Source organism: Acinetobacter sp. YH12138, assembly GCF_015218525.1.
Classification (GTDB): domain Bacteria; phylum Pseudomonadota; class Gammaproteobacteria; order Pseudomonadales; family Moraxellaceae; genus Acinetobacter; species Acinetobacter amyesii.
In genome coordinates this window covers 97,107-114,967 of the sequence record NZ_CP048670.1, presented here as the reverse complement: position 1 = coordinate 114,967, position 17,861 = coordinate 97,107, and the positions used below count along the sequence as shown (strand labels likewise).

At 43.2% G+C, this 17,861-nt stretch carries 16 protein-coding genes; 6 read left to right on the top strand and 10 right to left on the bottom strand.

Features of this window, described 5'->3' with window-relative positions:
• Positions 1-431: 431 nt before the first annotated feature.
• Complete coding sequence (locus G0029_RS00545; protein ID WP_168379688.1) at positions 432-1,193, top strand: outer membrane protein OmpK; 762 nt, start codon at positions 432-434, stop codon at positions 1,191-1,193.
• Between the two features lie 101 nt (positions 1,194-1,294).
• Positions 1,295-1,795: a GNAT family N-acetyltransferase gene (locus G0029_RS00540; RefSeq protein WP_180109607.1), complete on the top strand. Its 501-nt coding sequence runs from the start codon at positions 1,295-1,297 to the stop codon at positions 1,793-1,795.
• A gap of 17 nt (positions 1,796-1,812) precedes the next feature.
• On the opposite strand, the gene G0029_RS00535 is transcribed toward G0029_RS00540, so the two are convergent.
• The 8 genes from G0029_RS00535 to G0029_RS00500 all read right to left on the bottom strand — a co-directional run bounded on the left by G0029_RS00535 (position 1,813) and on the right by G0029_RS00500 (position 11,312).
• The gene (locus tag G0029_RS00535; protein ID WP_180109606.1) at positions 1,813-2,295 is read right to left on the bottom strand and encodes a DUF1877 family protein; all 483 of its coding nucleotides are present in this window, start codon (positions 2,293-2,295) and stop codon (positions 1,813-1,815) included.
• Between the two features lie 352 nt (positions 2,296-2,647).
• Positions 2,648-3,346 (bottom strand): urea ABC transporter ATP-binding subunit UrtE, encoded by a 699-nt coding sequence (gene urtE, locus G0029_RS00530; protein ID WP_068532840.1) that lies wholly within the window; start codon positions 3,344-3,346, stop codon positions 2,648-2,650.
• Positions 3,347-3,356: 10 nt separating this feature from the next.
• The gene (gene urtD, locus G0029_RS00525) at positions 3,357-4,178 is read right to left on the bottom strand and encodes an urea ABC transporter ATP-binding protein UrtD (RefSeq protein WP_180109605.1); all 822 of its coding nucleotides are present in this window, start codon (positions 4,176-4,178) and stop codon (positions 3,357-3,359) included.
• Positions 4,175-5,248 (bottom strand): urea ABC transporter permease subunit UrtC, encoded by a 1,074-nt coding sequence (gene urtC / locus G0029_RS00520; protein ID WP_180109604.1) that lies wholly within the window; start codon positions 5,246-5,248, stop codon positions 4,175-4,177. The genes urtD and urtC overlap by 4 nt, the downstream gene beginning before the upstream one ends.
• A gap of 4 nt (positions 5,249-5,252) precedes the next feature.
• Positions 5,253-6,887, bottom strand: a complete 1,635-nt coding sequence (gene urtB, locus G0029_RS00515) for an urea ABC transporter permease subunit UrtB (RefSeq protein WP_180109603.1) — start codon at positions 6,885-6,887, stop codon at positions 5,253-5,255.
• 96 nt (positions 6,888-6,983) lie between these two features.
• On the bottom strand, positions 6,984-8,270 hold the full coding sequence (gene urtA / locus G0029_RS00510) for an urea ABC transporter substrate-binding protein (RefSeq protein ID WP_180109602.1): 1,287 nt from the start codon (positions 8,268-8,270) through the stop codon (positions 6,984-6,986).
• 373 nt (positions 8,271-8,643) lie between these two features.
• Entirely contained in the window at positions 8,644-10,524 is a 1,881-nt protein-coding gene (gene parE, locus G0029_RS00505; protein ID WP_111885120.1) for a DNA topoisomerase IV subunit B, read from the bottom strand.
• Between the two features lie 188 nt (positions 10,525-10,712).
• The gene (locus G0029_RS00500; RefSeq protein ID WP_180109692.1) at positions 10,713-11,312 is read right to left on the bottom strand and encodes a YqiA/YcfP family alpha/beta fold hydrolase; all 600 of its coding nucleotides are present in this window, start codon (positions 11,310-11,312) and stop codon (positions 10,713-10,715) included.
• 243 nt (positions 11,313-11,555) lie between these two features.
• On the opposite strand from G0029_RS00500, the gene G0029_RS00495 reads away from it, so the two are divergent.
• A complete protein-coding gene (locus G0029_RS00495; RefSeq protein ID WP_180109601.1) occupies positions 11,556-12,887 on the top strand; it encodes an alpha/beta hydrolase in 1,332 nt (443 codons plus the stop codon).
• 69 nt (positions 12,888-12,956) lie between these two features.
• Here the strand turns inward: G0029_RS00495 and G0029_RS00490 are convergent, their stop codons facing one another.
• Both G0029_RS00490 and gshA read right to left on the bottom strand, forming a co-directional pair.
• Positions 12,957-13,484, bottom strand: a complete 528-nt coding sequence (locus G0029_RS00490; protein WP_078190602.1) for a disulfide bond formation protein B — start codon at positions 13,482-13,484, stop codon at positions 12,957-12,959.
• 20 nt (positions 13,485-13,504) lie between these two features.
• The gene (gene gshA / locus G0029_RS00485) at positions 13,505-15,082 is read right to left on the bottom strand and encodes a glutamate--cysteine ligase (protein ID WP_180109600.1); all 1,578 of its coding nucleotides are present in this window, start codon (positions 15,080-15,082) and stop codon (positions 13,505-13,507) included.
• A 210-nt stretch (positions 15,083-15,292) separates the two neighbouring features.
• On the opposite strand from gshA, the gene G0029_RS00480 reads away from it, so the two are divergent.
• Genes G0029_RS00480 through G0029_RS00470 form a run of 3 tightly spaced genes read left to right on the top strand, consistent with a single transcriptional unit; the run spans position 15,293 to position 17,786 of the window.
• The gene (locus G0029_RS00480; protein WP_111885117.1) at positions 15,293-15,832 is read left to right on the top strand and encodes a DUF924 family protein; all 540 of its coding nucleotides are present in this window, start codon (positions 15,293-15,295) and stop codon (positions 15,830-15,832) included.
• 59 nt (positions 15,833-15,891) lie between these two features.
• The gene (locus tag G0029_RS00475) at positions 15,892-16,449 is read left to right on the top strand and encodes a CC0125/CC1285 family lipoprotein (protein WP_180107818.1); all 558 of its coding nucleotides are present in this window, start codon (positions 15,892-15,894) and stop codon (positions 16,447-16,449) included.
• 26 nt (positions 16,450-16,475) lie between these two features.
• Entirely contained in the window at positions 16,476-17,786 is a 1,311-nt protein-coding gene (locus tag G0029_RS00470; RefSeq protein WP_180107847.1) for a DUF445 domain-containing protein, read from the top strand.
• The last annotated feature ends 75 nt before the right edge of the window (positions 17,787-17,861 follow it).

Sequence of the window (17,861 nt, the reverse complement as noted above, 5' to 3'; positions counted from 1 at the left end):
GTTACATTTGCTGTAAATGTTACAGCAATGACCATCTTCAACTTTGTATGGAACGTCGTCCTCCACATTGAATGATGAACACTTTAGAGTCTGCAGATCCGTGTCCTTATACTTCGAATATCGGTCTTATATTGACATTTTGCAAGTGCTATTTTGATATTTTTTTAATATCCATACAAAAAGTAAGACTTTATTGTAGATTTGCATTGTTTTAATTGATTTGGGTCATATTTTTGTGCATTTCCTCGACGTCCACCTTCTATTTGCACAATTCCATTCAAACTCAAAATCTCACTTTTACCGTTATTGATCATTCACGGCATATTTCCCCTTCAAATTACAAAACAATTTGGCCGTTGAGTAAAATTTGGCTTTATTTTTGCTTAATAATCTGTATGCTTTCAGTGCTTCTCGGGGGGAGATATTTTTTAATGAAACTTACACAAATCGTTGCATCATGTGCATTAGCATCTGCTGCTGCTTTCACTCAAGCTTCACCTATCGTATGGCAAGATTTCAGCTTAACTGGCTTATATGGTGAAAATTATGTTGTGCCTTTTGATGGTGACAACAATGAACAAAAAACGATCACAGCTGAATATGCCGCTAAACTGAAATATTCAGATGTATTCTTCTTCGTTGACCAAGCTTGGGACAAAGATGATGAAGCATCGACTTACCTTGAGCTAGCACCGCGCCTTAGCTTAGGTGAAGTTTCTGGTAAAGACCTTTCTATGGGTCCGATCAAAGACGTTCTTATTGCAACGACTTGGGAACATAATGCCGGCTACGACAAAAATTCTGAGTTTAATAACTTCTTGTATGGTATTGGCTTTGCTTTAGACATTCCATATACACAGTATGCAAACATCAACTTCTATAAAGCCGATAACGATTCTAAATCAGCCGGTACTAAAGATGATTATCAAATGACAATCACTTATGCTGTGCCATTTAAAATCGGCTCTGAAGATTTTCTAGTAGATGCTTTCCTTGACTGGTCAACCGCTGAAAAAGGGGCGCAAGCTAGTGAATTAAACTGGACAAGCCAATATAAATGGAATATCGGTAAGCATATCTCTCCTAAGACTAAGCTCTACGTAGGTGTTGAACACTCGGTTTGGAACAACAAATATGGTCTGAAAGGTCAGGACCAAAACGATGTCAGCGCGTTGGTGAAATACCACTTCTAAGTTCAACTCAGAACGCGATGAAGAAAAAAGCAAGGTTCTTTACCTTGCTTTTTTTATGCCTAAGTTTTTAAATTGACTTTATTTTTATCAGAAATTTGCGCATGTCTTTTCTCATTCGACCTGCAATTCTACAAGACTTAGCTGCCATGCTCGCAATCTATAATCATGAAGTTCTCAACGGCTTTGCGACATGGAATGATCAAGCTTATACCCTTGACTCTTTTCAACAGAAATTGCTGGATTTGCAAAAGCAAAATTTTCCATTTGTGGTGATTGAAGATCAGGATCAACAGCAAATCGCCGGTTATGCTGACTATGGTTCTTTCCGTCATTTTGCTGGCTATCGACATACTGTTGAGCATTCTGTTTATATTGACCCAAACTATGCTCGACTGGGTCTTGGTCAGCAATTATTAGAGCACCTAATTCAGCATGCCAAAAGCCAAAATATACATGTGATGATTGCAGGCATTGATCACGGCAATAGCGCCTCGATTGCCCTGCACAAAAAATTAGGCTTTAAGCAAACAGGTTATATGCCTGAAGTGGGACAAAAATTTGGTGAATGGCGTGATCTGGTCCTGATGCAACTTCAGTTATAGCCCGTGTTGAGCTGTGTTTATGGTAATTTATCCAAACGAATACCATCTTGTATCACACTCAGCACCGATAAATTATGACGCACCGCATCACGATAAAGATCTTGTAACTGTAAAAAAAGCAGTTTTAATTCGGCCAATTTAAGCTCTTGCTCAGGTGCGGTTTCTGCAATCGTGACCAAATAACGTTTTTTGATTTCATCCACGCTTAACTGTTGTAATGCCTGATGGATTTCTGCAACGCGAACTACGGTATTGTAATGCACTGCAAGGCTCAGTCCCGGTCGTCGCTCTGACAATGGATGTTCTGCCTGAATGGCATAACTCAGTGCCGCAGCTGAATCCCTTTTCACGCTTAATAATGGATTCAACTCTTGCCATGCCTCCCCTAAAAATAAGGAATGTTGTACAAAGGGTGAATCCAAGACATCTTGAGGGGTTTCTGCTTCTAAAATCAGTGTTTCCAAATCATTCGGTGGGATCAAATATAATATCGCGTCCATATTCTTATCTTCTTGTTATGTCGTACATTTAGATTAATGTAATCCACACAAAAATAAAGCAGATATTTTGTATATTCGGCCGCATTTGATCGAATACTGATGGATGCCAAGTCGCCTTTTACTAAAGTTTCAGTACTGCGCTTAGCATCATTTAAGCACTAGATGCTGAAGCTTCAAATGACTCTGCTGAGAACAACTTAAGCGTATGGCTTAAACAAATTTTTTTTATGCCACTCGTTTTTTTGATTCAACTGCCATGACTAGCAACGATTTTTTGATCTTAGTAAATTGAATTAAAAGAGTAACGAGCTTGATTCATACAAGCCCGCCACACATCGTAGTCAACTAAATGTTAAATCGCCACCAGTTCCCGAATGCCTTTTTCAGGCATTTCACTACCGACACCTTGTGCAATCACTTGCCCCCGCGCCATCACGGTATATTCATCTGCCAGTTCTTCTGCAAAATCATAAAACTGTTCAACCAAGACAATCGCCATTTCTCCGCCATCGGCTAACTGACGAATCACACGACCAATATCTTTAATAATCGAGGGCTGAATGCCTTCGGTCGGCTCATCTAAAATCAATACCCGTGGTTCGGAAGCGAGCGCACGGGCAATCGCCAATTGTTGCTGCTGACCACCAGATAAATCTCCACCTCGACGATGTTTCATTTCATCCAATACGGGGAAAATTTCGTAGAGATGTTCTGGCACTTTTCGGGTCTTAGCGCCCTTAAATTTTGCCATCCCAATCAAAATATTTTCTTCAACGGTCAAGGTCGAGAAAATATCCCGTCCTTGCGGTACATAAGCCAAGCCTTCACGTACACGTTGCTCTGGACTCAGTTTAGAAATGTCTTTGCCATCCAGTAAGATCTGCCCTGACTTGATTGGTAAAATACCCATTAAACATTTTAAGAGGGTGGTTTTACCCACACCATTTCGCCCGAGCACCACCGAACATGCGCCCACAGGAGCGGCAAATGTCACATCTCTTAAAATATGACTGCCACCATAGAACTGATTGACGTCTTTGACTTCTAACATGGTCTGCTCCTTAACGTCCAAGATATTTTTCAATGACATCTTCATTGGCTTGGACTTCGGCCAATGTACCCTCGGCCAAAATCGCACCTTGCGCCAATACGGTGACTTTTTCACTGATGGTGTCAATAAAGCTCATGTCATGTTCAACCACAACAAGGGTATGGTTCTTTTTCAACTCTAAACACAGCTCTGCGGTACGCTCTGTTTCAGCATCGGTCATCCCTGCTACAGGTTCATCCAGCAGAATCAACTTTGGACGCTGCATCAGTAGCATGCCTATTTCTAACCACTGCTTTTGACCATGTGACAACAGCCCTGCCGGTTTATGGATCAATTCTTCTAAGCGGATTTGTGCTAAAGATTCGTCCAAGGCATTTTGCGCATCTGGATCAAGCTTGCTGAAAAAACTCTTTTTCACCCGTTTATCTTTCGGCGCTGCCAATAACAGGTTTTCCATCACGGTAAAATTTTCAAATACGGTTGGCTTTTGAAACTTACGACCGATCCCGGCTTCTGCAATTTGCTCTGTGCTCATTTTTGCCAAATCATAGGTTTGCCCAAAAAAAGCCGAACCTTCTGTTGGGCGAGTTTTCCCTGTAATCACATCCATCAGCGTGGTTTTTCCTGCACCATTGGGACCAATGATGCAGCGCAGCTCACCTTCTTTGATATATAACGACAAATCATTTAATGCACGGAAAGAATCAAACCAAACGCTGACTTTTTCCAAATACAGGGCAATCCCGTGACTGAAATCTGCACCCTGCTCCTTTGGTCGCCCATAGACTTCAGCAGCATGGCCACCATGCGGTTGAACCCATTGATCATTCATTCGCTGCGCTCCTTTTTAAACCGCTCTAATAGCCCAATCACACCTTTTGGCAGGAATATCGTTACCACAATAAACAGCGCACCTAAAATCAATAGCCATGCCTCTGGATAAGCCACCGTAAAATAGGTCTTCACCCCGTTGATTAAACCTGCACCCAAAATTGGGCCAATCAGCGTACCGCGCCCCCCTGCAGCCACCCACACCGCCATTTCAATCGAATTGACAGGGTTCATCTCACTCGGGTTAATAATGCCGACTTGAGGGACATACAGAGCACCTGCAATCCCTGCGATCACAGCGGACAAGACCCATGCAGAGAGCTTGTACCATAAGGTGCGATAACCTAAATATTGCAAACGGTTTTCACTGTCACGAATTGCACCAAGTACGCGACCATAGGGTTTATTCATCAGGTGACGTAAACCGACAAAACAGACCAGTAAAGTCAGTGCCGTGAGGAAACACAAGGTTGCACGCATTGGTGCAGAGGTAATATCTAGACCTAAGATGGTTTTAAAACCGGTAAAGCCGTTGTTACCGCCAAAGCCTGTTTCATTGCGGAAAAACAGTAGCGCCGCAGCAAAGGTCATGGCTTGGGTAATAATTGAAAAATACACGCCTTTAATTTTGGAGCGGAAGGCAAAGAAGCCAAAAATGAAGGCAATCAGTCCTGGGACTAAAACCACCAAAGCCAATGCCCACACGATATGTTCAGTACCCATCCAGTACCACGGTAGCTCGGTCCAACTCAAAAAGCGCATAAAATCGGGTAAGCCATCCCCTGCCGCTTCGCGCATGAGATACATACCGAAGGCATAGCCGCCCAAGGCAAAGTACAGACCATGCCCTAAGCTTAAAATGCCGGCATAGCCCCAAACCAAATCTAAGGCCAATGCCACCAAGGCGAGACACATAATCTTGCCAATGAGCGTGACCCAATACGCTGATAAATGCAGTGCTGAATCGGCTGGCAATACATGTAACCAAGGCAAAATCAGCAAAATGGCAAAGCACACGGCAATCGCCATACCGCTATAGGGTTTATCCGATAATAACGAAGTGATTTTCATGCGCTTACTCCACAAAACGGCCTTTGATGGCAAACAAACCTTGTGGACGTTTTTGAATAAACAAAATCACAAGAACCAGTAGAATAATTTTCGCTAAGACCGCACCCATGCCGATTTCCAGCACTGTGCCACTGACACCTAGACCTAAGGCCGCCAGTACTGCACCCCATACTTGACCAACACCGCCCACCACAACCACCAAAAACGCATCAATAATATAGTTTTGTCCTAAATCAGGACCGACATTGCCGACTTGTGCTAAGGCACAACCTGCCAGACCTGCAAGCCCTGAACCTAAACCAAAAGCCATCATGTCAATGCGGCTAGAACGGATACCCACGGCCTGTGCCATTTGACGGTTTTGCGTCACGGCACGAACAAATAAACCAAAGCGGGTTTTATTCAGCAAGTAAACCAGTAACAACAGTACCGCAACGGTAAAGCCAATAATGGCAATGCGGTTATAAGGCAGCATCAGACTCGGTGTCACAGCGATCCCTCCTGACAGCCATGAAATATTCGACACCTCAACGTTCTGCGCACCAAAAACCATGCGCACCAATTGCATCAAAATTAAGCTCACACCAAAGGTGGCTAATAGTGTTTCCAATTGACGGCCATACAAGGGACGAATAACAGTACGTTCAATCAACATGCCGATCAGAGCACTTACAATAAATGCGGCAGGAATCGCGGCAATGAGGCACCAATCGACATAGCTACTGAGATGACTCCTAAACAGGCTTTGCACCACATACGTGGTATAGGCCCCGATCATGATCAGTTCACCATGCGCCATATTAATCACGCCTAGCAGGCCATACGTAATGGCTAGTCCCAACGCTGCAAGCAGTAAAATACTGGCCGTGCTCAGTCCGGAAAAGACATGTCCAGTCCATTCACTGGCCTGAATACGGGTTTTAATATTGCTCTTGGCTTCTGTCAGTGCGGCTTTTAACTCGGGATGCAGATTGGCTTGTTGTAATTCCTGCTCCACCATTGCCAACACATCGGGACGGTTAGAATCTTGCAGCACTTTAGCCGCCTGTATTTTTTGTAATACATCGGGGTTTTGATAGTCTAAACGTGCTTTGAGCTGCGCTAAACGGGCTTTAACTTTGTTATTTTTTTCATTTAAATACAATTGATTAATATTTTTAACATCCAACTCAGCCAAGTTATTTTCTAAAATATCGATCGCATCTAAACGCTGGTTTAAATCATCCGATTGCAGCTTTTCTTTCGCTTGCGCAAAAGTTAAGGCTTTACGAAGGGTATTCACCAAGGTGACTTGAGATAAATCGGCAGGCCAATCCGTCACGGTTTGCAAATCTGGATAGCTCAATAATTTTTCGTCAGTTTCTAAAATATAGGTTTGACCGCTTTGACCACTATATAACTGGTCTTTTTCGACCAATGCGGCCAACTGATCTAAGGATTCAATATCGCCCGGCCATTGATTCAGTAAACTACGTCGCTCGGTAAAACTACCACGAACAAATTGCTGAATGGCGTCACCTTGCTGCACAGATTGCACCGTAGGTGCCACATCTGCTGCTGTTTCTGCATGCACGATTTGCAGACAGAATAATTGGCTCAGGAATAGAAACAGGATCGGGAAATTGCGTAATTTTTTCATCTTATAAGCATCCCTATTGAGTAATAGAACAAATCCCATCTAGGGATCACATCAAAACATGCCCACTACACAATGGCAGCAGGCATTTGGATTGAATTATTTAGGGATGTACGGGCTCCATGGCTCTGCAGCAATGGTTTTTGCCGTTTTGTGTACCACATCAAACTGACCATCGGCACGGATCTGACCAATCATGACTGGTTTATGCAAATGATGGTTCGACGCATCCATTTGCAAGGTATAGCCCGATGGCGCTTTAAATTCTTGGCCGGCCATAGCTTCACGCACTTTATCGACATCTGTGCTTCCTGCTTTTTCTACCGCTTGTTTCCACATATTGATGCCGACATAGGTAGCTTCCATCGGGTCATTGGTCACAAACTTGTCTGCATTTGGCAATTTGTATTCCACGGCATACTGCTTCATTTTATTGGTGAATTCAGTATTCATTGGATTTTTCACTGACATGAAGTAGTTCCACGATGCCAAGTGTCCGACCAGCGGCTTGGTGTCGATACCGCGTAATTCCTCTTCACCTACAGAGAACGCCATCACTGGAATGTCCGCAGCTTTGATGCCTTGGTTGCCCAATTCACGATAGAACGGCACATTTGAATCGCCGTTAATGGTCGAGATCACAGCAGTCTTTTTCCCTGCCGCAAACTTCTTCACATTGCCCACAATGGTTTGATAGTTGCTATGACCAAATGGCGTGTATTCTTCCATGATGTCTGCATCGGCAATGCCTTTTGACTTCAAGAATGCACGTAAGATTTTGTTGGTAGTGCGTGGGTAAACATAGTCTGTGCCCAACAGTACAAAGCGTTCTGCCTTACCACCCTCTTCACTCATCAGATATTCGACAGCAGGAATCGCTTGCTGATTCGGTGCTGCACCTGTGTAGAAAATATTTTTAGATTGTTCCTGACCTTCATACTGAACAGGGTAGAACAATAAGCCATTTAATTCTTCAACCACGGGTAAAACCGACTTACGAGATACCGACGTCCAGCAACCAAAAATCACGGCTACTTTGTCTTGGGTAATCAACTGACGGGTTTTTTCCGCAAATAATGGCCAGTCCGATGCCGGATCCACCACCACAGGTTCTAGTTTTTTGCCCAATACCCCGCCATTAGCATTAATTTCATTAATCGCCATCAAGGCCGTATCTTTCAGAGAAGTTTCTGAGATCGCCATCGTGCCTGACAGCGAATGTAAGATCCCGACTTTAATAGTATCGCCACTTGCTGCAGCGGCTTTTGGTTCAGATACAGCACTTTCTGTTTTTTCTTCTGCAGGTTTTGAACAGCCCGTTAAAGCAATCGCCCCAGTCATCGTTGCTGCTAAAATACTTTTAGCAAATACATTGCGTTGAAACATTATTCACACTCCCAACCTAAGCTTGTAAGTCACATTTTTAAAATGCATTTGTTGTCTTTCATCACAACAGAGCAATTCAATAACTGTGCCAAGCCTTATTTTTTATTTTGATTGAGTGCTTTTATTTATTTTTAAATATTATTTTTCATATAGTTACAATCATAAAATCTGCTTTTAATTTTTTATGGGTCGATTCAAATACCATAAAATCACCGCAAAGATGCATACAAACTTGTATCCAACATTTGACCTATAATTGAACAATTTTGCGACGTTTTTCAAAAAATACGGTGTATTAGCACACAAATCATGCAGCTTTTCCTAAATTTAAAGCAAAAAAAACCACTTGCGTGGTTTTTTTCTTATTGCAATTTTAAACCGCCAAATCTGCCAAATTACCCTTCTGTTCCAACCAATGCTTACGGTCTGAAGAGCGTTTTTTCGCCAATAATTTGTCGAGTAAACCTGAAGTAAACTGTACGTCATCCAAGTCCAGTTGCACTAAACGACGTGTATTGGGATCCATAGTCGTTTCACGCAGCTGACTCGCGTTCATCTCGCCCAATCCTTTAAATCGAGTGATTTGAGGATTTTTGGTTTTACATTTCTTTAAGATGCTTTCCAGTTCATCTTCATCCAAGGCATAGTGCACATCTTTATTGTCATCGATACGGAACAGCGGTGGCATCGCCACAAACAGATGTCCTTCCTCAACCAAAGTATGGAAATGTTTGACGAACAGTGCGCAAAGTAAAGTCGCAATGTGCAAACCATCCGAGTCGGCATCGGCCAAGATACAAATCTTGCCATAACGTAGTTCTGACAAATCATCACTGCCCGGATCTACACCAATCGCAATCGCAATATCATGTACTTCTTGCGATGCTAAGACTTCATCAGAAGACACTTCCCAAGTATTTAAAATCTTACCGCGGATCGGCATGATCGCTTGGAAGTTCTTATCACGTGCTTGCTTGGCAGAACCACCTGCAGAATCCCCTTCCACAATAAACAGTTCTGATTCTTCAAGGGTATGGCCCACACAGTCAGCCAGTTTACCCGGCAAAGCTGGGCCGGAAACGATCTTTTTACGTTCAACTTTTTTCGCAGCTTTTAAACGGCGACCGGCCTTGGCAATCACCATTTCTGCCAGTTGCATAGCAATATCGGAGTTTTGATTCAGCCATAATGCAAAAGCGTCTTTGGCAATATTTAACACCACACTAGAGGCTTCACGGCTTGAAAGTCGTTCTTTAGTTTGACCCGAAAATTGTGGCTCTTGGAATTTTAAAGACAGAATAAAGTTGACGCCATCCCACACATCTTCGGCAGACAGCTTCATATTCCGTGGTAATAAATTCCGTAATTCACAGAACTCACGAATCGCATCTGTCACACCCGAACGTAAACCGTTGACATGTGTACCGCCTTGCGCAGTTGGAATCAAATTGACATAACTTTCTTGAATCTGTTCGCCGCCTTCAACGTTCCAGCAAATGGCAAATTCAGCACTAGCACGTTCAGCTTCACCAGTCGCCACAAATGCAGGAACAGGAACGATGTCACGGTCTTGTAGCTCATCCATCAAATAGTCGACCAGACCATTTTCAAATTGCCATTCGATCTTTTCGTTGTTGATTTGATCGATATAAATAATCTGCAAGCCTGCCGCCAAAACAGCCTTGGCTTTTAAGTTGTGTTTTAAGGCTTTCAGCGCAAATTTAGGCGAATCAAAATATTTGGCTTCAGGCCAAAAATGCACGGTAGTACCCGTTGCACGTTTAGCGCATTTACCTTCCAACACCTCAAGCGGTGCCACAGGAACGCCATGTTCAAAGGCCATTTTATATAGATTGCCTTGACGCTGAACTTCCACTTCAACACGATCTGACAGTGCGTTCACCACCGAAATACCCACACCGTGTAAACCACCTGAAAATTGGTAGTTATCGGTACTGAACTTACCACCGGCATGTAATTTGGTCAGAATAATTTCAATCCCGCTTTGGCCATACTCAGGATGAATATCAACAGGCATACCGCGTCCATTGTCTTCTACCGACAAAGAACCATCTTTATAAACCGTCACAGTAATTTTGTTGGCATGACCTGCAAGCGCTTCATCGACGGAGTTATCTATCACTTCCTGTGCCAAATGGTTTGGTCGTGTAGTGTCTGTATACATCCCCGGACGACGACGTACCGGATCTAGGCCAGATAAAACTTCAAGTGATTGAGCCGTATATTGCGTCACGTTGCAAAATTCCCTGCTTTTTTGGTTAAAACATTTCTTCAAGCGCTACAGTATATGCTTTTTTATTAAAATGCATATCTCTTGCGATCAGCCGCCATTTTCTTAAACAATTTAAACGTCAAATGATGTCGTAACTGCCCATTTTTTGTATGTTAGATCTAGCTGGTCAGCATTTGTATTGGATCATTTTATTTAGGCATATTTTTGACAGCATCAGATAAAAACTGCAAGAGCATCGGTATTTTTTCTGCAAAATCATCCATGCCATGTGTTCCACCCACCTCAGTGATCAGCATAGCCGTGCCGGCTTGAACCGCACTATAGAAATCAGCAGCATCACGATAATCCAAGGTTTCATCACCTTGTTGGAGCAAGACCAACAGTTGATCTGCATTTTCAACCTTAGATACCGCCAAAGCCTGCATTTGATTGAGCTGTGCATCATCCAAGCACCACGTTTCAGTCACCTGATAGGGCAATGCCGTCTCGCCAAATAAGTCACGAAATAATTGCCATGGATAGACCGCAGGATTGATGAGCACTGCAGGAATGTGATGGCATGCCATCAACTGCGTCGCATAAAAGCCACCTAAGCTGCTGCCCACTAAAACCACATCATCTAGACCGTCAATCAGCTCTGACATCTGCTGCATCACCTGTAGCGGTGGCATATTCAAATCTGGCAAATGCACGTGCACACCATTTAAGTCTGCGCAATGGCGCCGCAGTATCTGTCCTTTCACTGAATTTGAGTTACTTTGAAAACCATGCAAATACACAATATTCATCATTTTGATTCCAAATTGATCTTTAAATTGCTTTAAAAGTGGCATATAAGTGCTAACTGCGTCACATTTTCTAAATTTGAATTTTTAGTAAAATTGTCAGACAAAAGGCATTCACCGACAGGTCTGTTATCGGTATTGTAAAAGCTGTTCGTGAGAATTTTATAAAATAAACAATGAAACTTCAGGCTATTCCAGTAATAAATACAATCGAGGGATAGCATTGAATGTAAGGATAGGAACATTATGCCTAGCTTAACACCATTGCATGAAACCTATTGTAAATGGGACCGCACGCCACCCAGTCAAGCAGATGTGCTGGAAGGTTTGGCACAACTCGTGACAATGCGTTTTAGTGATGTCGTGCATGACTTGATCAAAAACATTCAACGTGAAATTTTAATCAGTATTTTTGGAATGAGCGAACAAGGCTCGAAAGCCTTTCATAAGCAGCCGACCATTGCACGGATTTATGAATTTTCTTACAACACTTTTTTCAATTATGGCAATTATTTACTTGCACCAACGCTGCGTAGCATTATAGAAAAATTCCCACGCTTACACGACAAACTCCTCACCCCGTCTTTACATTTTTTAGTGGGCGCACTGAATGGGGTCTTAGGCGACTATTTACTGAAATATCACAACCCGATGGCCTTACCGATGGTGGTTTACGACCATTATGGTGCGGTACAAAAAGGCGAATTAAACGGTCGTATTACCCTGTTAATTCATGGGCTGTGCATGAATCATCTGTCATGGTCGACAGCCAAATATGGCGGCATTGGTGAAAAATTACTGTCACAACGTGACCACAACACCATGCTGTATTTAAATTACAACACGGGTCGTCGTATCTCGACCAATGGTCGCAGCCTTGCCAATACATTAGAAGATTTGGTCCGTCGCAACCCGGGTATTACCAGTATCGACTTAATTGGTCATAGTATGGGGGGCTTAGTGTCCCGTAGTGCCATTTTTTATGGCAAACAAAATATGTATCAATGGATTCATCAAGTCGAAAATCTAGTCTGCTTAGGCTCACCGCATCATGGTGCTGTGCTTGAACGTATCGGATTTCATCTGCAAGATCAATTGGGGCGTTTCCCCTTGGTCAAAATCGTAGGTCACGTGGTGAATATTCGCAGTAACGGCATTTTAGATTTGCGCTATGGCAGCGTGCGTGATGATGATTGGGAACATAATGATGTTCGTATTGGACTCATGGACGACAACCGTAAACCAGCCCCGATTCCATCGCATATCAATACATACCTCGTTGCAGGGACCATCGAATATGAACATCGTCGCAATAAAACGCGACATGTGATTGGAGATTACTTGGTCAGTGTGAAAAGTGCGTTAGGAGAACACCCAAACCCACGCTACCAATTAAAAGTACCTGACTCACATAAAGCAATATTTTATGGCCTGAACCATTTTGAAATTCAGCATCATCCGCAAGTGGCTGAGCAAATCGTGCATTGGTTCTATCCAAACAATGACGATAAAGCTTGTGATCATATCTATGAATTTATGATGGACTTGGAAAGTATGGAAGGCATTGCCCTGACCTAAGGTAAACTTCCCCCATTCAGACTCATAAAAAAAAAGCCCTCAGTTGAGGGCTTTTTTTGCATCATAGAATTAAAATTTATCACGTAAACGTGGGACTGGTTTGCTTGGGTATTTACGCAATAACTGCCAAAGACTGAGCAAGGTTAATACCGCAAAAAACACCAATGACCAAACCGGTAATGATTGTCCCAAGAAGGTCCAATCCACTTTGGCACATTCACCAGAGCCGGTCAGCACTTGCTCAAAGACCGATTTTAACGGCAGCGTTTCTACCCAATAATCCAGTCCTGGGCCACAGCTCGGCACTTTGTCTGGCGGTAAATTTTGCAGCCAAATATGACGCGCAGCCACCCCAGCAGACCAAAGAATTGATAGTGTCCCCAACAATGCGTAAATGCGTTTACCCCAATTCGATGCTGGATTGTGAATCAATGCAATCAATGAAATGATGCCGAGTCCAATCAAACCAATACGTTGGAATACGCATAACGGACAAGGTTCTAAGCCTTGTACATGTTCTAAAAACAGCGCAAAAGACATACCGATCACACTGGCTAAAAACAACAAACCACTCACGAAGCGGAAACTCCATTTCATGGTAAATCCTCTTAAATTTTTTATCTAAAGTTTTTCAAATATTCTTCAAAACTCAAGGTGCAGTCTTGCTCAAGTTGAGCCTGTTTTTCTAAAGACTGCTCAGCAGCTTGTGCAAAGTATGCTGCAGTTTCAGGGTTCAAGACATGCTGCTCATACACTTCAGCATGTTGTAAGGCCATAAAGCTACCAAAGCCCCAAGTTCCACCTTGTTCTAAAGTATCGCTAATCATACGTGCCGACAATGTTTCATCGACTTCATCGATGCGTGATTGCATCACAGCCATTGCCTGAGTGTAAATATCTGTATTGTAAGAATCATCCAGCAATTCAGCCAACGGTTGCATCGCTGCAACATGTGTACGACACCATGTTTCAATTGGAATTGCCTGACCTTGCTGTAAAATCACCGCATTTGGCGCACGACCACGGTTCACTACTTCCGCCTGATTTTTCTCAATTTCATTTTGTTCGGCATCTAACAACGCTGGACTGTCTTGCAATAAACAGTACAAAGCCACCACTTCGAGCAAGCCTGCCGTGTCTTCATTGATCCCAATCGGGCTATAAGGATTGACATCTACCGCGCGTAATTCAACATAACCTACGCCACGATTTTGCAGGGCTTCAGACGGTGTTTCACCATCCTGCGGCACTTGTTTCGGACGAACCAAACTGTAGTATTCATTTTCAATTTGCAACACATGGTCATTAATTTGAATCGGTTCACCCTGTTCATCATTTAAACCTAAATGACTAAATGCGGCATACGGGGTATGGACCGCTTTTTGCAAACCTTCCAAATATGCCTGAATGTCGTTGTAGTGAATCCCTAACTGTTTTTGTGCTGAATTTTGATAGCCAAAATTTCCCATACGCAGCGCCGTTGCATAGGGTAAAAATAGCGTGCCTTTTAAGAGCGGTAACAGCTGATGTTCACGTCCAGTCATAAAACATTTACACACCGACGGACTCGCCCCAACCAAAAACATCACCAATGGCGTTAAACGAATAAAATTACGGATCAGGCCGAAATAACGATGACTGCGATAATCCTGTAAGCTCAATGCCTTGAGGGCGTCGTCAGTTTCATGCTGTTGAAGTGCTTCAAAGAAATGATCTGGGAAGGATAAATTATAATGCACCCCTGAAATGGTCTGCATCCGGCGACCATAACGCACCCCTAAACCACGACGGTACAAGGTTTTAAAACGTCCTATATTCGAGCTGCCATATTGCGCTAAACGAATACTGTCTTCGTCTTTATCCAACATGCATGGCATCGACAACGGCCAAAGTTTTTCACCATGTTCTAAATGCGTATGCGCAACAGCATGAATATCTTGCAGATAGTTCAACGCCTCTGTAATAGTTTCTTTTGGTGGCGTGATAAATTCCATTAAAGCTTCAGAATAGTCTGTCGTAATATGCGGATGAGTCAAAGCCGCACCCAAAGCTTGGGGATGGTCGGCCTGAGACAAGAAACCGTTGCTTTGCATACGTAAGCTTTCACGCTCAATACCGCGCAACATTCCTTTAATCAGCGAAGAATCTACCCAAGTCGGTAAAATGTCTTGAGAGGTCGATTCGGGTTGACTCATTGCTATCTCGCTTAAATGGAAGAAACTACTAAAATAAAATCATCAGTTTATATCAGTATAACGCGATTTGAAGTGGGCATATGACGCACTGTATAGTTTTGAGACAAACCGTGATTTTATTTTGGCAATTTTTTATCACAAACTTACTCTATATGACATTTGAAATTTGTGATTTTATAAACAAATATATGCTAATAATGCTTAAAACTTATGAATTATCAAGATATTCTCGAATTTTGGTTTAACCCAGAAAATCAGCCTAATTGGTTCGCTAAAAGCAATAATTTTGATGTTTTAATCGAAAAAAAGTTTAAAGACATCCATCAAGCGGCCAGTCAAGCAGAACTGTGGCAATGGCGTACTACTGCCGAAGGTCGATTGGCTGAAATTATTGTTTTAGATCAATTTTCTAGAAATTTATTCCGTGACTCTGGCTTGGCTTTTGCCCAAGATGCACTGGCTTTGGCGCTTGCACAAGAAGCCATCGCGCAGGGTTTAGATCTACAATTAAGCCCTGAACAGCGCTCATTTTTATATATGCCCTTTATGCATAGCGAATCGACAAAAATCCATCAAAGCGCGTTAAAATTATTTGAGCAACTGGGCAATCCGATCAACTTAGAATTTGAAAAAAAGCATAAAGTGATTATCGATCGATTTGGACGTTACCCGCATCGCAATGCGGTATTGGACAGAACATCTACAGCAGAGGAATTGGAATTTTTAACCCAGCCCAATTCTAGCTTTTAATTGACGGCTTTTGGCCAGTATCTCCCCTTGCCATGAACCGACTAAACAGGAGTATGCGCATGAACAAACTCATTATCGCAGCAGCCATAACCGCAGCACTCGGTTTGACTGGCTGTGCCACAACCCCATCAAAACCTTTGACCTTTGAACAACTCGGTCAATATTCTGCGACACCATTAAATGCGCAAAGCTACCGGATTAGCTTTCAAGCTAGACCCAATATGAGCTATGGTACTGCCGAAGAAATTACCTTGGTTAAAGCCGCTCAAACCACCCTACACAATGGCTTTCAATATTTTAAAGTCATGGATGACCCGAGTAATCGGAGTCAAAAACCGCCGCGCCAAGCGGTGATTTACCCAGACCCAATGCCTTATCCATATGGCTATTACCGTCGCCATCCTGGTTTTTGGCCAGGCCCGTTTTATGACGTTCCACAGGTGGTCACACTCGATCCAACTCAAGTTTCCTACAGTATTACTTGCTATAAAGATCGTGCCAAAGCCCCTCAGGATGCCTTTGATGCTCGCTTGATTTTGCAATCACTCGGGGCTAAATATGGTTTAGACAGCCAAGGAAATCCTTTACCTATAGCCGCTGAGCCTACCACCAAATAAGTCAACCCATAGAGACCCGATCATTGATGAACCCAACTGAACAGCCTGCTGTTTCGCCCAATCTGCAACGCAGTAAACGCTTCGCCACCATTGCTTTGGTGGTGGCGGTGCTGGCGTGGATTGCATTGATGATCGCAGCTAAATTGCTGCCCGAATACGTCTGGCTCATTCATATTTTAATGCTTTCAGCAGAAGCTGGCGTGGTTGGTGGTTTGGCAGACTGGTATGCGATAACCGTTTTATTTCGCAATCCCTTTGGTCGGATTCCGATTCCTAAATTTTTACGTGACCACACAGAAATTATTCCTCGTAATAAAGCACGCATTGCCGAGTCAATGGGCCGCTTTGTTCAGGAGAATTTTCTTTCACCACAAGTGGTTGAAAAAAGCTTAGCGGAGACGGATCTCTCTCTTGCCGTCGGGAAATGGTTAGCCAATCCGCACAATAATGCTCAAGTGACCCAAGTCATTCAGCAAACGGTACCGAAAATTTTCGAATTTGTCGGTCAGGAACAAATTGGACGATTTATCCAAAATAACAGCGTGCAATGGGTACGCAATACGCAAGTCAACCATCTTGCCAGTGAAATGCTACGGGCAGTTTTAGAAAATGACTTCCATCAAGATGTGTTACAGCGCGGGCTCGATTTAGCCCATGATTGGGTCACACAGCATCCAGAACAAACCCGCGACCTTTCACGCCAGTTGTTTAAAGAACTTGGGGTATGGAAGTTAGCTAAAGGCGCCAGCTGGATCGGCATTGATGTACAACAACGCACCATTGATTCATTGGTGAGCCGTGTCGAATCTATGTTGGCCGATCCAGAACATCCTTGGCGTCGAAAAATTGAAGAAATGGCACAGCAACTCATGCATGAGTTGGCAGACAATCAAAGTGTAGCCAGCCAACGTTTGAATAGCACCAAGGACGCTTTATTAGACAGCCCACAAATGCTTAACTTTTTAAGCGGCGCTGTTGTGATTTTATGTGATGCGATTAAATCTGATCTACAAAAGCCGGACTCAGGTATTGCACAAAACCTACGCGTCGCCATTCAACAAGTGGGCGAAAATATTGTCTCTAACGTTGCTGTACGCCAATTGCTGAATGAAAAAATGAGTGATATTGCCATCAATCTCTCCGATCAATACAGCGAAAAAGTCATTCGGTTTATCAGTGAACGTATACATGAATGGGACTCACGTGAAATGATCGATAAGATCGAAAACGAAGTCGGTGGCGACTTGCATATGATTCGAGTCAATGGTGTCGTGGTCGGTGGTTTTATTGGCCTCGCACTGGGGATTATTCGTGCCTGTGTAGAATGGCTGCTTTAGCCGCCTGCAGCAGTCCTCCTCAAAGGAGATTGGCCGCAGGTTTGAGCTTTATGCGTAGAACCGTTAAACTTTGCC

Excerpts from the sequence above, each read along its gene's own strand:
- G0029_RS00545 (WP_168379688.1), top strand. The coding sequence starts at position 432 with ATGAAACTTACACAAATCGTTGCATCATGTGCATTAGCATCTGCTGCT.
- G0029_RS00540 (WP_180109607.1), top strand. The coding sequence starts at position 1,295 with ATGTCTTTTCTCATTCGACCTGCAATTCTACAAGACTTAGCTGCCATG.
- G0029_RS00535 (WP_180109606.1), bottom strand. The coding sequence starts at position 2,295 with ATGGACGCGATATTATATTTGATCCCACCGAATGATTTGGAAACACTG.
- urtE (WP_068532840.1), bottom strand. The coding sequence starts at position 3,346 with ATGTTAGAAGTCAAAGACGTCAATCAGTTCTATGGTGGCAGTCATATT.
- urtD (WP_180109605.1), bottom strand. The coding sequence starts at position 4,178 with ATGAATGATCAATGGGTTCAACCGCATGGTGGCCATGCTGCTGAAGTC.
- urtC (WP_180109604.1), bottom strand. The coding sequence starts at position 5,248 with ATGAAAATCACTTCGTTATTATCGGATAAACCCTATAGCGGTATGGCG.
- urtB (WP_180109603.1), bottom strand. The coding sequence starts at position 6,887 with ATGAAAAAATTACGCAATTTCCCGATCCTGTTTCTATTCCTGAGCCAA.
- urtA (WP_180109602.1), bottom strand. The coding sequence starts at position 8,270 with ATGTTTCAACGCAATGTATTTGCTAAAAGTATTTTAGCAGCAACGATG.
- G0029_RS00500 (WP_180109692.1), bottom strand. The coding sequence starts at position 11,312 with ATGAATATTGTGTATTTGCATGGTTTTCAAAGTAACTCAAATTCAGTG.
- G0029_RS00495 (WP_180109601.1), top strand. The coding sequence starts at position 11,556 with ATGCCTAGCTTAACACCATTGCATGAAACCTATTGTAAATGGGACCGC.
- G0029_RS00490 (WP_078190602.1), bottom strand. The coding sequence starts at position 13,484 with ATGAAATGGAGTTTCCGCTTCGTGAGTGGTTTGTTGTTTTTAGCCAGT.
- gshA (WP_180109600.1), bottom strand. The coding sequence starts at position 15,082 with ATGAGTCAACCCGAATCGACCTCTCAAGACATTTTACCGACTTGGGTA.
- G0029_RS00480 (WP_111885117.1), top strand. The coding sequence starts at position 15,293 with ATGAATTATCAAGATATTCTCGAATTTTGGTTTAACCCAGAAAATCAG.
- G0029_RS00475 (WP_180107818.1), top strand. The coding sequence starts at position 15,892 with ATGAACAAACTCATTATCGCAGCAGCCATAACCGCAGCACTCGGTTTG.
- G0029_RS00470 (WP_180107847.1), top strand. The coding sequence starts at position 16,476 with ATGAACCCAACTGAACAGCCTGCTGTTTCGCCCAATCTGCAACGCAGT.